Origin of the sequence: Leptothoe sp. ISB3NOV94-8A (assembly GCF_043421595.1) — a bacterium.
GTDB lineage: Bacteria > Cyanobacteriota > Cyanobacteriia > Phormidesmidales > Phormidesmidaceae > Leptothoe > Leptothoe turfae.
In genome coordinates this window covers 2,952,855-2,966,983 of record NZ_JAXSQW010000001.1, presented here as the reverse complement: position 1 = coordinate 2,966,983, position 14,129 = coordinate 2,952,855, and the positions used below count along the sequence as shown (strand labels likewise).

Annotated in this window: 16 protein-coding genes and 1 pseudogene; 8 read left to right on the top strand and 9 right to left on the bottom strand. The window is 47.4% G+C overall.

From position 1 onward, the window contains the following. Positions 1-36 precede the first annotated feature (36 nt). The 4 genes from SPB21_RS12745 to SPB21_RS12730 form a co-directional block, all read right to left on the bottom strand. Complete coding sequence (locus SPB21_RS12745; protein WP_499866763.1) at positions 37-672, bottom strand: DUF938 domain-containing protein; 636 nt, start codon at positions 670-672, stop codon at positions 37-39. A 129-nt stretch (positions 673-801) separates the two neighbouring features. Next, positions 802-2,802, bottom strand: a complete 2,001-nt coding sequence (locus tag SPB21_RS12740; RefSeq protein WP_499866762.1) for a dynamin family protein — start codon at positions 2,800-2,802, stop codon at positions 802-804. A 175-nt stretch (positions 2,803-2,977) separates the two neighbouring features. Next, positions 2,978-4,486, bottom strand: coding sequence for a GMC oxidoreductase (locus SPB21_RS12735; RefSeq protein ID WP_163668730.1), 1,509 nt, complete (start codon positions 4,484-4,486; stop codon positions 2,978-2,980). 28 nt (positions 4,487-4,514) lie between these two features. Further along, the gene (locus SPB21_RS12730) at positions 4,515-4,652 is read right to left on the bottom strand and encodes a hypothetical protein (RefSeq protein WP_006514708.1); all 138 of its coding nucleotides are present in this window, start codon (positions 4,650-4,652) and stop codon (positions 4,515-4,517) included. Between the two features lie 478 nt (positions 4,653-5,130). Between SPB21_RS12730 and SPB21_RS12725 the strand changes: the two genes are divergently transcribed. Then, positions 5,131-5,916, top strand: coding sequence for a superoxide dismutase (locus SPB21_RS12725; RefSeq protein WP_163668728.1), 786 nt, complete (start codon positions 5,131-5,133; stop codon positions 5,914-5,916). Positions 5,917-6,017: 101 nt separating this feature from the next. Here the strand turns inward: SPB21_RS12725 and SPB21_RS12720 are convergent, their stop codons facing one another. Continuing rightward, positions 6,018-7,541 (bottom strand): phosphomannomutase/phosphoglucomutase, encoded by a 1,524-nt coding sequence (locus SPB21_RS12720; RefSeq protein ID WP_163697613.1) that lies wholly within the window; start codon positions 7,539-7,541, stop codon positions 6,018-6,020. 268 nt (positions 7,542-7,809) lie between these two features. Here SPB21_RS12720 and SPB21_RS12715 point away from each other — a divergent pair, with 268 nt between their 5' ends. From SPB21_RS12715 to SPB21_RS12705, 3 genes are all read left to right on the top strand, one after another. Beyond that, positions 7,810-8,385: a TetR/AcrR family transcriptional regulator gene (locus tag SPB21_RS12715; RefSeq protein WP_163697615.1), complete on the top strand. Its 576-nt coding sequence runs from the start codon at positions 7,810-7,812 to the stop codon at positions 8,383-8,385. Positions 8,386-8,452: 67 nt separating this feature from the next. Then, complete coding sequence (locus SPB21_RS12710; protein ID WP_163668722.1) at positions 8,453-9,235, top strand: SDR family NAD(P)-dependent oxidoreductase; 783 nt, start codon at positions 8,453-8,455, stop codon at positions 9,233-9,235. Between the two features lie 118 nt (positions 9,236-9,353). Further along, positions 9,354-10,007, top strand: coding sequence for a cupin domain-containing protein (locus tag SPB21_RS12705; protein ID WP_499866761.1), 654 nt, complete (start codon positions 9,354-9,356; stop codon positions 10,005-10,007). Between the two features lie 57 nt (positions 10,008-10,064). Here SPB21_RS12705 and SPB21_RS12700 read toward each other — a convergent pair whose 3' ends face one another. The 4 genes and pseudogenes from SPB21_RS12700 to SPB21_RS12685 all read right to left on the bottom strand — a co-directional run bounded on the left by SPB21_RS12700 (position 10,065) and on the right by SPB21_RS12685 (position 12,070). Then, positions 10,065-10,646, bottom strand: a complete 582-nt coding sequence (locus SPB21_RS12700; protein WP_163697620.1) for an antibiotic biosynthesis monooxygenase — start codon at positions 10,644-10,646, stop codon at positions 10,065-10,067. A 144-nt stretch (positions 10,647-10,790) separates the two neighbouring features. Further along, positions 10,791-11,078: a CDGSH iron-sulfur domain-containing protein gene (locus tag SPB21_RS12695; RefSeq protein ID WP_490795765.1), complete on the bottom strand. Its 288-nt coding sequence runs from the start codon at positions 11,076-11,078 to the stop codon at positions 10,791-10,793. Between the two features lie 146 nt (positions 11,079-11,224). Further along, positions 11,225-11,371: pseudogene (locus SPB21_RS12690) on the bottom strand (ArsR family transcriptional regulator); the annotation flags it as partial. A gap of 144 nt (positions 11,372-11,515) precedes the next feature. Continuing rightward, positions 11,516-12,070, bottom strand: coding sequence for an NUDIX hydrolase (locus SPB21_RS12685; protein ID WP_499866760.1), 555 nt, complete (start codon positions 12,068-12,070; stop codon positions 11,516-11,518). Between the two features lie 96 nt (positions 12,071-12,166). Here SPB21_RS12685 and SPB21_RS12680 point away from each other — a divergent pair, with 96 nt between their 5' ends. The 4 genes from SPB21_RS12680 (at position 12,167) to SPB21_RS12665 (ending at position 13,973) form a co-directional block, all read left to right on the top strand. Beyond that, a complete protein-coding gene (locus tag SPB21_RS12680) occupies positions 12,167-12,583 on the top strand; it encodes a YeeE/YedE family protein (protein WP_163697622.1) in 417 nt (138 codons plus the stop codon). 5 nt (positions 12,584-12,588) lie between these two features. Further along, complete coding sequence (locus tag SPB21_RS12675) at positions 12,589-13,035, top strand: DUF6691 family protein (RefSeq protein ID WP_250565118.1); 447 nt, start codon at positions 12,589-12,591, stop codon at positions 13,033-13,035. 259 nt (positions 13,036-13,294) lie between these two features. After that, positions 13,295-13,711, top strand: a complete 417-nt coding sequence (locus SPB21_RS12670; protein ID WP_163668712.1) for a DUF302 domain-containing protein — start codon at positions 13,295-13,297, stop codon at positions 13,709-13,711. Between the two features lie 43 nt (positions 13,712-13,754). Then, a complete protein-coding gene (locus SPB21_RS12665; RefSeq protein ID WP_163668710.1) occupies positions 13,755-13,973 on the top strand; it encodes a YgaP family membrane protein in 219 nt (72 codons plus the stop codon). Positions 13,974-14,129: the final 156 nt, after the last annotated feature.

Here is a 14,129-nt window from a genome sequence, read left to right as displayed (position 1 = left end):
TGTACACGGTAGCCCTTCTAAGGCTTTGAGTAACGACTAAGGTTGTTTATGAAACACTAACGAAAGATTATTAGCAGGCATTTCCACCACCTCCTGCAGAGCTAGCTGATGTGCCTTAGCCGTCTCTTCAACAGTTTCTAAATCCCGCACGCCCCAATCAGGATTCTGTTCTTTCAGCCAGCCATCAAATATGGCATTACTAGGCGCTGTATGCTCACCATTACGCTTAAAGGGACCATATAAGTAAAGAACACCCTTTTCAGGCAGTACACGCCCAGCCCCAGCCATCAAAAAATCACACGCTTTCCACGGAGCAATGTGGATCATATTAATGGTGACAACTGCATCAATCGACCGCTTTTCATCTGCCTCCACAGGCCATGGGTCATGGCAAACATCGAGTTCTATGGGGGGGAGTAGATAGCGAGCATTGGTGGCCTGCTGCCAGGCGGCAATACTCTTCAGCATGGGCTCACTGATATCGCTGGGCCACCACCGTCGGGGTGCAAGTTTAGGGGCGAAAAAACTAGCATGCTCACCCGTACCGCTAGCAATTTCCAACACGGTGCCTGGATTGGGTAGAACGCGCTCTAGCACTGCGAGAATGAACTCACGATTACGCTCAGTGGCAGGGGCATAGAGACGACCGTCGTTGGGTTTGAAATCAGGCATGGGAGGGGGGACTTATTGGTGATTAGTTTTGAGTGTAGCAGGGCTGGCACAAGGCGCAGCCCCTACAAGACATTCATTAGGACTCAAGAACCAAGAACTAAAAACTAGAAACTAAGAACTAAAAACCCCCTAAACCTGACCATAAAGCTGTTGAATCACCTGATCTGCCTGCTGTAGCTGATTTAAAGCCGTCTGCAATTGGTCCAATTCATGTTGTCCCTGGTATTCTTGGTCTTGCTTTTGGGTCAGTAAGGTTTCTAAATCAGCCTTGCGAGCTTTGATGTCGGCATCCAGGCGACTGATGACGGATTGCTCATAGTCGCGAAAGTACTGAATAATGGCTGAATGGATAGGTTGCTGCTGTTCAGCGGCAATGCGGGGTAGGTGGGTTCTGAGTTCCTGGCGCGCCGCTGCGACTAAGGCACGACGGGTTTGGTCAATTTGGAAGGCCCCGATGCCCAGGCTGGCAATCCCTAGGGTAATGGGTCCGGCGATGGTGCTGATCAGACTGGAAGCTAAAAGGCTGGCACCGATGGCAGCGACTACGTTGATCAGAATGCTCTGCAGATCGATGCTGGCCAGAACTGCTTTAACTTCGGGGGTATCTGCCGGTTGGTTGAGGGCATCAATGGCCCATGCTGCCCAGCTGGGTTGGCTGTTGTCGAGGGGAAGCTCCACAAACTGACCGCTGAGGGTATTTAGAATTTGCTGGGTGATTTGGTTGTAGGAGGTACCGTAGTGGGCGGCTCGCTTAGACAGAGCTTGAAAAGCACTGCGTAAGGTGGGTTCCAGGGTGCGACTCCAGTGTAAAAGTCGATCGTTGAGATAGCGTTGAAAGGCCGTCTCTAGGGATTGGTTAAACTGTTGCCGACCGGCAGGGCTGACAAGATCTAACAGGGAGAGATCGGGTTGGTAAGGGGCAAAGTCTTTTTCAAAGGTGGTTTCCAGGCTAAGGATAAAGTCCTTAAAGGAGGAGGAGGTGGCTGTGGCATTGCGATCGCAACTCGTCCGAATCTCCTGCTGAAACTGATCGCGAATCACCACCAGCTGTTCAAACACCGGAGCCAGCTGCAAAATAGTTTGCTTCAGCTCAGCCACACTTTGCGCCAATAGAGTCTGACGCAGCTGCACCTTTTCCGTAAGTTCTGTCAGCGTACGGCGAGATAAGGCCACTACTGGTTGAAACTCAGCCTGGGTCCGCTCATGGGTAAGAAACTGATCCAGGGTGAGCAAAAACCGCGAAAATCCTGGATCGCGAATGGGCTCATCTGGAGTCTTAATCCGCTGACGTAGCACCTCCAAGGCAGAAATGGGAAATACCCGCTGGTCGTAGCGATCGCAATAGTCTTTAAGGGTACTGTGAAACACCTGATGCAGGCGGGATTCTGCCTGAGCCAATTCATCTGGATCATCGGGATCTAGCAAACTATCCTTAATGTGGTCCCAGGCATTCAGCAAGAAAAACAGCGACAGCCCTTTATGTTGCAAGTAGTTATTGAGATAGCGACGCTCAGCCAGGGTGCAAGGCTGTGTAGCCCGCAGCATAAACAAAATTGCATGACAGCTTTGGATATAGCCAAGGGAAAGTTTATTTAGAGCTTCAGTATCGTTGAGACCCGGACTATCAACAATTTCAACACCGTTTTCTAACAGCGATAGCGGATAGTGAATCACCGCATGGCTCACATGGGCAAAAGGTGGGGTACTGCCACTTTGACGCATATCAGCTGGATCGATGGTGTACCGTTGGGTAAATGTCTCCATGTCTAACTGCTCAGGCGGTCGGTCATCGTTGAAGTAAATCGTTGCTTCAGGGGTAGGACCATAGCGCAGCACCGTCAGTAGGGCCGTGCAAGGATTCACATTGCTGGGCAGTAAGGGTTCTCCCAGTAGCGCATTGAGAAACGTACTCTTCCCCCGTTTCATATCCCCTAGCACCATGAGGCGAAAGACTCCCTGGCGCAGACCTTCACTAGCAGCCGAGAGATCGATGAGGGGCTGGGTGAGATCAAACGTTTCTTGCAACGGCTGAAGCGTACTGATCATCGTCTCAAGCTGAACAGCAAGGGCTTGACGCAGATTAGAAACTTGGGAGAGATGGGGTAACAGGGACATAGGGAGACGATTCATAATATTCTCAAACGGCTTGACTCATGGCCAGTTGGCCACTTGAGAGTATTTCTATTGTAGGCAATGGTAGAGCAGACAGCTCCGATGCTTCTACAAACGCTGAGGAATGAGGGTTTATGATTTCTCGGTGTGGGAGCGTTCCATGGTTGATGTAGGGGCGTTCCATGGAACGCCCCTACATCAACCGCTCAATTAAATGGTCTCCTACCCGTAAGGCGTTGGCAATCACCGTCAGCGCCGGACTTACGCTGGCATTAGACGGAAAGAAACTGCTGTCCACCACATAAAGATTATCCACGTCATGGGTGCGGCAGTTAGGATTCAAAACCGACGTAGTCCGGTCATTCCCAAATCGGCAGGTACCGCATTGGTTAGCCATCACCTGAATAGGCACCTCACCACGGGGATGGGTACCGCGCTGAAACCCACCTAAGTCTTTTTCAAGGGTCTTTAGCACCTCTATCCAACGATAAACCAGGCGATCATGGGCCTCTAAATTATTGGGAGTATAGTCAATGTAGAGTTTGTTATGGTCGATGCGCACACGGTTGTTGAGGTCAGGTAAGTCTTCAGTTTGAATCCACCAGCCAATGGAGCGCGTGGCCAACTGTTTGAGGCCAAAATCAGGCATATATTTGGCCAGAATTGAGAGCAGTGGGGGAGCCTCAGCAAAAATAATGTCGCTGAGCAGGCCACCTGTATTGTAGATATGCCCCATCGGGTAGGGAAAATCGGTATCTCCCCAGTAAAAATCGTTAATGTAGACAGTTTTAGGAAAATCTCCTGAGTTAGTTTTATTCGTGAGCTGTACCACGGCTGTCAGTAAGCTTTTCATCAGATTACGACCCACCAGGTCAGAACTGTTGGCTAGACCACAGGGGTGTTGCTCATTGGCCGACTGAAGTAATAGAGCCGCTGAATTAACAGCACCACAGGATAGGACAACAATATAGGCAAAGAATAAGTAGGTTTGGTTGCCAATTTGGGTTTCCACCGCTTTGACCATCTGACCGGAGGGGTCAGTGTGGAGAGCGACCACCCTAGCTTCGGTTTTGAGGGTGACGTTGGAGTGGGTGAGGGCCGGGGCAATGCCGCTGACTTCAGAGTCGTTGGTGGGGTCATCGTCCTGGCGAGTAAGGCCCAAGGGTAGACAAGCGGGGTGGAGGTTCTGGGTTGCGATCGCAACCATTATTTCTTCAATCTCTTGCTCTTGGTTAATCGCTTCATAGGGATACTCTCGACTATGCCCAGGCTCCGTTGGATCGCCACCGAGGGTGCCATGCACCTTATACAGCCGCTCAGCTTCAGTGTAGTAAGGCTCAAAATCAGCGTACTTTAAACACCATTCCAAGGAAACACCTGTTTGATGTTCTACCCGCTCAAAGTCTCGTTCTCGCATTCTTAGCAAGGCAGCCCCGTAGATTTTAGTATTGCCACCTACGGCATAGTTCATCTGAGGGGAGAAGGGCTCGCCAGCAGTGTCGTACCATTGCTCGGGAGCATGGTAACGTTCTCGTTTAAAGACATCGACGTCACTGCGATTTTGTTCTTCGAGGGGCATAAAGTCTCCCCGCTCTAGGATCAGAATCTTTTTACCGGTGGGTGCCAGTTTACAGGCTAGGGTACCGCCCCCTGCACCAGTACCGACAATAATTACGTCATACTGCTGGTCATCAATAATCACAAAGTACCCCTTGCCACCAGATCATTTACTAAAACAGGGCACACAGGCCCGACACAGCCAATTCAGCCTGAACTTTAGTTATCAAAGCTGCAAAGATAATTATATTTAAGACAATTAACATTAAGAGCGCATGTACTTGCTCTTCACCGATTCCATCTAAATTCATAGTTGTCCTCCCATCTCAAGGCACGGTTAGCTATTGCATGGTCAAAACCATGGTACAAACATCGACTGATTCTGCAACTGCTATGGGGCTATGTCAAACGACGATTAGTCAAAGATTATGGAACAAATAAAACATTAATTAAAGAGATAATATCAATCCGAGTATTGCCCTGAAGCAATCCTTTTGCAGTGTAGCTACAAATACTTTTGAGGCAGATATTTGTCAGTAATTCTTAAAGCTTATACGGATATCTGCAAGTATCTTTTTTCATAGAGTTCCTTATTGTCTAGGAAAATCAGCGGCAATCTAAGTAAACGATCTTCAATCTGATAGATTTCCTGTCCAGAAGTTCCTGATAAGGTTTCAGTAAAGATTAAAAATTATTTTTTCATCAAGGTTCATTGTTCGTAACTCCAGTAATCATGGTGGGACCCTTGGCAGCGTGAATGAGCAGATGTGATTTCGCAGGGTATTCCCCATGAAACTTAAACGCTTATTTGTGTGGCTTTTTCCCGTTGCATTGGTAATGACTTTGCTATGGGGTAGCGCGCAGCCAGTGGCAGTTGTTGCGGCTACTAATGAAACAACAGGACAGATCCTGCCTCCTCTCAACAGGATTGCTGATCAAACCGCAACGAAGGAATTTACCCTTCCTCCGCTGCCCTATGCCTATGATGCACTGAATGACTATATTGATACCGAGACCATGACGGTGCACCATGACCGGCACCATGCTGGGTATGTCAGAAAATTGAACGGTGCGATCGCAAACTATCCCGAGCTACAGTCAAAATCTATAGAAGAGTTACTTAGTAACATAAATGACCTTCCCTTAAATATCCGTGCAACTGTGCGCAAGAACGGTGGCGGCCATGCCAACCACACCATGTTTTGGGAAATCATGACCCCCGACGGTCAGGGACGACCCACTGGAGCCATTGCCGCAGCTATCAATCAAGCATTTGGAGACTTTGAAACCTTCAAACAAACCTTTAATAGTGCCGGTAAAACTCGGTTTGGCAGCGGTTGGGTATGGCTAGTTTTAGACAGAAATGGTCGACTTACCGTGATGAACACTCCCAACCAGGACAGTCCTTTAATGGATGGCTACTACCCCATCATGGGCAACGATGTTTGGGAACATGCCTATTATCTAAAGTATCAAAATCGTCGAGGAGATTACCTCAACGCCTGGTGGAACGTCGTCAACTGGGATGAAGTCAATAATCGTCTGGAACGAGGCAAAGCCTATCTAGCAGGTTAAAAGGATTTATTCCCCCGATCTGTAGGCGATCTCCCCATAGCCCCAACGGGATGTACAGCAGTGCATCCCTACAGGTCTTTAAAATTGTTTAACCTACATTTTTAAGAAAAGGCCGATAGATCCAAAGACTCAATACCATTGAAGAATATCAGCAGTTGTTCAGTAATTTGGGCAACCCCGTCTTCTACATTAGACTCAATATTTAAGGGCAATACAGGGTCATGCAGAGAAAGGCGTAGTAAAAACCACCCGTCTTCTTCTGGAGAGGAACAGGCCACGCGGACACCTTCATAGTTATTCGGGACTAATGACCAATCATCCTGTTGTTCAACAAAGGTTTTAAGCTGACCAATGACACTCTCACCATAGGACTTAAACTCATTTACACCAATCTTGATACGAATCTCTCGACTTTCTCTTGGTTCTTTAAGAGTCGCGATCAAATCTGTCAGTGAGCGCCCAGCCTGTTTCACTTTAGCCAGCTCAATCAACAACTTACTCACCAGATACGCTCCATCATCAAGAAAGTAGTTCTCCCGCATGGCACCGTGGCCGGAGGTTTCAATCGCCAGCCAAGATTCTTCTCCAGTTTGGTTTAAGCGCACAGCTTCGGTAATGACATTTTTATAGCCACGCTTAAAGCGATGGTGTTTACCCCGTAAATCTTGTTCAATGAACTGAGCAAGCCCATCGGAGGTAATGGAGTCAGTCACGATGGTAGACCCTGGGTGTTCCTGTAGCACAATGGCAGATATCAGGGCAATCAGGCGGTTACGGTTCAGTTCCTGGCCTTGATGATCCACAGCAGCAGAACGGTCCACATCCGTATCAAAGATAATACCGAAGTCTGCTTCATTGGCTAATACTGCCTGGCAAATGGAAGCCATGGCATCGTGATTTTCAGGGTTAGGAATGTGGTTAGGAAACATGCCATCAGGCTCTAGGAACTGACTCCCGCTTGTGTCAGCACCCAGGGGTTCAAGCACTTTGCTGGCATAGAAACCACCGGCACCATTACCAGCATCGACAATAATTTTTAAGCCCTGTAAGGGTTGCTCAAAATGTTGAGGATGGTTAACGGCATTGCGAATTTTCTGAACCAGCTGATCGGCATAGACAGCAATAAAGTCACGGGTTTCAATAGTTCCAGCTCTGTCTACTAGTGAGAAGTCGTTTTGTTCAGCTAATGTCAGGATTTCAGTAATATCTGCCTTCGCAAGACCACCCTGGGCAGTAAAAAATTTCAGGCCATTGCGGTTAAAGGGCAGGTGACTGGCGGTCATCATAATGGCCCCATCACAGTCAAAGCCGGGGGTGACGGTGCTCATAAACATGGCGGGCGTAGAGGCCATGCTGACGTCATACACATTTGCACCAAGGCTAGCCATGCCATCCATCACACTTTGCATGAGAGTAGGCCCAGAGACACGGCTATCACGACCGACAGCAAGCTGCAGATCTGTCGCTGGCTTACTAAGTTTTGTGGCGAGCCAGGTGGTAAAGGCTTGCCCTAGCCGCTGAGCGATTTCTGGGGTGAGGTTAACGGGTTCGTTAGGAACACCGTCGATTGCAACACCACGGATGTCCGAGCCATTTTGAAGCTTTTTCCAGTTGAAATCTTGCATGGGAATGGGGGATCACTCAGGTTTGCATTGGGTCACCTTGAGTATGGCGGTTGGGATCGAAAATATGGAAAATTCACTGATTTTGTTAACTCGCGTAAGCTAAGTTGAAGAGACTCCCAAAAATCTCTTCCTACCATCTACAGCCCCAACCTGGGTTCTTATTTTTGTGCAGTCCCCGAATGATTAGGACTTGGCTCAACCTGGGTTGACCGCTTCATCCATAGCTTTATGGTTGACATCTATCTACTAGATGGTAGATACTTAAGCCATGGAAAAAAACACGGCTAAACGCATATTGGATGTTGCTCAAGATATGGTGCGTAATCGAGGCTATAGTGCCTTTAGTTATGCTGATATCGCACAGCAGGTTGGTATTCGCAAAGCTAGTATTCACTACCACTTTCCCTCTAAGGATGAGTTGGTGAAAGAGTTAGTCAAACGATATCGAGAGGAAATGGGAAAGGCGTGCGATCGCATTACCCAGTCCACGGCCAGCCTTGATCAGCAAATTGTCCAATTTGCCAATCTCTACCGCAATGGTCTAGAGGAGCATCAGATCTGTCTATGCGCCATGTTAGCAGCAGATTTCGAAGTTTTGCCCCAACCTATTCGGGAGGAGATTCAAACCTTCTTTAGCCACACTGAGAACTGGGTCATAAACTTGCTCCAGCAGGGATGTGACAGCGGACATTGGGACTGTCATCCCTCAGTTGAACAGGAGGCAAAGGGGTTGATTGCGATGCTCCAAGGGGCACAGCTACTGGCTCGTTCATCAGCGGACAGTGTGGTTACCTTTGAGCAGGTTGTTTATCCACTGCTTACAGCAAAATTTGCCAAAGCCTAAATTTTTTGTCCTGTTATCTACCTTCTGGTAGGTAGATTGTCCACTATTTCCCAAAAAGGAGCTCAACATGTTGCAGTCATTTGCAGATCAAAAACTCATTGTTATCGGTGGCACCAGTGGTATGGGTAAAGCCGTTGCCCGCATTGTTCTTGAAAATGGTGGTTCAGTTGTTTTAGTTGGTCGTCGTGCAGAAAAGTTGCAGGTCGCCGTTGATGAGCTGAAGGCCTATGGTCCTGTTATGGGAGAGCGTGCTGACATTTCGCAACCTGAGAAACTTCAGGCTTTAATTGCAAAAATTAATCAGGCCCATGCAGACGCTACATTGTTAGTTAATGCAGCTGGAGCCTTTCTCCCCAAACCATTCCTGGACTATGAAGCCGCTGACTATGATCTCTATCTAGATCTGAATAAGGCCACCTTCTTTATTACCCAGGCAGTGGCTCGAAACATGATTAAGCAAAACAACAAAGGTGCCATTGTGAACATTGGCTCTATGTGGGCTAAGCAGGCCATCCAGGCAACGCCATCTTCGGCGTATTCTATGGCCAAAGCGGGTTTGCATTCCTTGACTCAACATCTCGCGATGGAGTTAGCTGAGCACAATATTCGGGTGAATGCAGTCTCTCCTGCTGTGGTGGCAACACCTATTTATGAGGGCTTTATTCCCAAAGAGGATGTGCATGATGCCCTGCAAGGCTTTAACGGATTCCATCCCATTGGCCGCATTGGCACCCCTGAAGATGTAGCTGAAGCCATTGCTTTTTTATTGTCTGATAAGGCCGCTTGGGTAACCGGTGCTGTGTGGGATGTGGATGGCGGTGTGATGGCTGGGCGAAATCAATACAACTAAGGGTGCTGTAAGGGAGCACTAACCCGATGTGGGTTTGAGCCTCACCCTCTATCTTTGGACAAGACTATGTTCAAGGAACATGCGTTAAATAGCTTCTAGAAATCCACAGAAACCTATCATGAAAATCCATGCAGATTTAACAGAACGAGCCGTGGTCAATACTGAGAACCTACCCTGGATTAACTCTCCCATGGCAGGTGTACAACGGCGTATGATCGAACGCGATGGTGCAGAAGTTGCCCGGGCAACTTCTCTTGTTCGCTATGCTCCCGGCAGCTACTTTTCAGCCCACACCCACGGTGGTGGTGAAGAGTTTTTTGTTTTAGAGGGGGTGTTCTCAGACGAACACGGAGACTTTGGCCCAGGCACCTATGTGCGCAACCCCGTAGGTTCTAGCCATACTCCCCACAGTAAGGACGGTGCAACAATCCTGGTTAAACTGCGACAAATGGATCCAAACGATCAACAGCAAGTGACCATCGACACGAACAAGGCAGGATGGTCTCCTGGTTTAGTGACTGGTTTACACGTGCTGCCTCTACACAGCTACGGCACTGAACAGGTAGCGCTAGTAAAATGGGCACCCGGCACAACGTTTCAACAACATCACCATTGGGGGGGTGAAGAAATCTTTGTCTTAGAAGGCACATTTACCGATGAGCAGGGAGTGTATCCTCAGGGTACCTGGCTGCGAAATCCACCCGACAGTGTGCATATGCCCTTTAGCGAAGAAGGCTGTCTCATTTATGTCAAAACCGGCCACCTTCAATGATTCTCTAAATACGCAATATTTTCTGTCATGACCTGATATAAAATGTTTGACGCCACACTAGTTAACAACCAACCAACCCTTAAACCATCGAGTCAGTCGGGGCATGATCACATAGGACAGAAGAGCCACTGTAATTGCTACATTGACAGATACCTTAAGCAACCAGGGTAAGAAACTTAGCAATGGTGCCATCAGCGGACTCACCCCCAGGGACACAATCATCACCCCAACCCAGATTAAAATAGCCTGTTTGTAACGCCTTGGAGCTTTAGGTCCCGGCTGTTTGGGCAATTGAAACCAGGATTCTAACCCTGACAAAACCTGGATGGTTTCCTGGGCTTGAATCAGGGGTTTTACCCGTTCAATCCAAGTATGGCGAGTATCTGAGTTGAGCCAGGCTGTTAGATGACTACAGGCATCAAACTGAAGCACAATGACATAGTCTGGTGGTGTATCAGGCTGAGGTCGGAGAATACTCACCCCCAGATGCCCTTCAAATTCACGGGCTGCTGCTGAGATGCCTCTAATCCATTCTTCGTACCCTTCTTGCCGTCCAACTTTGACCCGATGGGTAATAACGGCTGTAACATGTTGATCGATGGCGTTGTCAGGGTCAATATCACTAACAGATGTATTCATTAATATTGTTCTTGGGAGTTTCTTGACACACTAGCTGACAAACTCTCTAAAAATCTGGACAAGATATTGCATCCGCCCCCATCATTTTCTTTTTCTTGTAGGGGCGTTGTCTGTAACGCCCCTACAAGAAAAATTTAATTTTTATTAGTCCCCAGGTGCTCGGTCTGTTGCCTCAAATCCAGCTTTGGCATGAGCCCCATCGCAAAAGGGTTTGTTACTCGATGCACCACAACGACAAAGGGCAACTTGTTCCTGCTTAGGATAGGGCTGTTTATCCCCATCGGTCACAGAAAATTCCCCTTTGACGATCAGTGGGCCATTATCTAAAACAAAAATCTCGGTATCCGCCATGGTTTTATCCTTTACACAATCTAACAGGTCAATCCCAAACCTATGGTTTAGAAACAGAAGCTTGGCATTGATGACTTTCATTGTGAATTGACTCTCCAAAAAAGACAATATGCTTTTCAGGAAACCGATTGTCCTTCAAAAAGAGACAATGTTTAAGTAATTAACCAGCAGCACAAAAGTATCGCCTTTATCGAAGTCACACTATGACATCCCTAAAAACGATATCCTTAGCGAGCTTGTCCCATAGCACCTAATGCTTCAAACTGTTGTGACTGCTGCTCAATATAACGGCTAACCACTCCTGCTTGGGTAAGCATCTTGAGATGCTTAGAAACATTCGCCTGACCCAACCTGGTAATCTCAATAATCTCCGTGTAACCGGTATAAAATGCAATCGGGTTTCTAGGAACCGTCATTTAGCTGCAATTAATGTAATTAATATAGTGCGACCTATAGACAATTCACTATATTGCCATAGAGTATTATGGTGAATGGCCTTCGCTTTTTCATATCACTGCCTAAACTGCACATTCCCTGGCTCTAGCTGCCCACCACTCTATCAATAGACATCTACATTGCAGACAATTTAGCCTTGCCAATAGCGCTTGGATGCCTGGTTCGGTAGTCGGATAAGTTGCTCCCAGTTTTTCAGACAATAGGGGAGCATCGTCACTGAGCTCAGCTACAAAACCATAGAGACGTTGATTTGAAAAGGAGCTGTTGATGAACCAGCCAGTTTGATTTAACGGTTTCAAGTGATGCAGGGCCGAGTCAGCAATACCCAACTCCCGCTGAAGAATTGTTTTTGCCGCATTATGGGGTCTTTGCCCATCAGGGCATCGCCCACCCGGAAAATCCCAAGTGGATTCGCCCACACCTGGACGATACATTGGCGGTGGTAACAGCAAATGCTGTTGGTACAGAGGTAAAACAATGACCGAGTCTGCTTTTTCAACACGCCAATAGTTCAGGGATTGGCCCTCGGGTGTCTCAAGTGTTTCGCCAATCAGCGTTAGCCAACGGTTTTTCAGGGCCAGAATCCGTTCTTTGCATTGCCAGATTTGCTCGCTCATTTGTTTATCAAAGGCAGATACAGTTTATCAAAGTCATGATATAGTATTACCATTTGGTTATATGATGTTTCAATCTCGTTTTGATGGACCCTTGCCATGGTGGAATTAAGTTGGGGAACAGCATTATTAGGTGGGGTATTGATTGGTTTGAGTGCAACAATTTTGCTGGCATTTAATGGTCGGATTGCTGGCATTAGTGGCATTGTTAACGGTGGCATTCAGGGGAATGAACCCTGGCGCTGGCTCTTTTTGGCGGGAATGCTCCTGGGTGGAATACTTTATGAATATGGCCTGGCACCTGAGCCTACTCCCACGCCATCCCTGACAGCAGGGACCATGATCTTAGGCGGTTTTCTGGTGGGGTTTGGCACTCGTCTGGGCAATGGCTGTACCAGCGGTCATGGAGTGTGCGGCTTGGGGCGGTTGTCGTTGCGATCGCTAGTTGCGGTGCTCACCTTTCTCACTACAGCCATGCTAACTGTCTGGCTGACTCGACATGGCATAACTGGATAAGCACTATGGAAAAAGTATCAATACAGCAAACACTAACGCTGAAGCAGAATTTGGTTGCCCTCTCATCTGGCCTCTTATTTGGCCTAGGGTTAGGTCTATCCCAAATGATTGACCGAGAACGGATACTGGGCTTTTTAGATATCACTGGCAATTGGGATCCCGCATTGTTATTTGTCCTGGGCGGGGCTGTGGGGGTCACTGTCATCGCATTCCGATTTGTTTTACGGTTACCCTATCCAATTTTTGCTACTGCCTTTAGATTGCCAACCTATAAAGAGGTTGACCTCCCTCTGGTGTTGGGGGCCGCTATTTTTGGTATTGGGTGGGGCATTGCAGGCTATTGTCCAGGACCTGCAATTGTTGCGTTGATCTTAAAATCATGGAGCCCCATGATTTTTCTGGCTGCTTTTGTTGCTGGTTCTCTCACCAGTCAGCTGATCAACCGTAAATAGGACCCGTTTTTAAGAAAGTTGAGCCAGTCTAGCCAAGCTGCCAGGGCATGGTCATTGGTCAACTTTACTGTAGAGGCCATACTTGCTTCATTGGTTAGCTCTACATAAAGCTCTGGCAAAAGCTTTAGGAAAAGAGACTTTAATATAAATTCAGAAAAATGGTTGATTAAATCACTATTTAGTTATATAGTAAATAAAGAGTCTAGACTTCACATTAGTCCGATACATTTCTCACAAATCAAGCCAACACACATCAGCCATGTATCATTTTAGTAAGACAATTAAAGCTTCCTTTGATGAAGCTATAGCCCAGGTCACTGAAGCACTTAAGGCTGAAGGAATGGGGATTTTAACCGAAATTGATGTGCAAGCGGCTTTTAAGAAAAAGCTAGGCGCTGATTTCCGTAACTATAAGATTCTCGGAGCCTGTCATCCGCAGGTGGCCTATAGCATGCTACAAACCGATGACAAAGCTGGGGTGCTCTATCCCTGTAATGTTGTTGTTCAAGAGCATGAGAATGGGCAGGTAGAAGTCTCAGCTGTGGATCCACTGATTATGTTTTTGATGATCCATAGTCCTCAGGCTAAAGAGATTGCCTTAGATGCCAGTCAAAAGATGCAAGCGGTCATGGATCGCTTGCCCGCAACGATGCCAGTTGCTGCCGGAGTTGTATAGAACAGATCACGTATTACATAGAAAATCAGGAGGGTTAATTCCCATGTTTAACAATGTTGGTACTATAGATCGTCTGTTGCGGACGCTCGCAGCAATCGTATTGCTATATTTCGGCTTGCTCATCTATGCCGACTCAACCTTAGGCATTGTATTGGATGTTGCCGGTGGTATTGCTTTATTCACAGGGGTCTTTGGTTCCTGTGCCCTCTATGGCTTGTTGGGCATTAATACCCGTAAATCTAACCAGGATTCTCCCACATAGATAGTTCCGAATCAACACTTTCCTCTCTTTCTTAAAGCAAACGCCCGTCTGGAGTTTCTATCAATACTCCAGCACGGGCTTTTTTAGTTGTTCTTATCGTCCACCGCTTGGTGTAATTTACTCAGCATCCATGTGGTCTACTTAGCTGATTGGAAA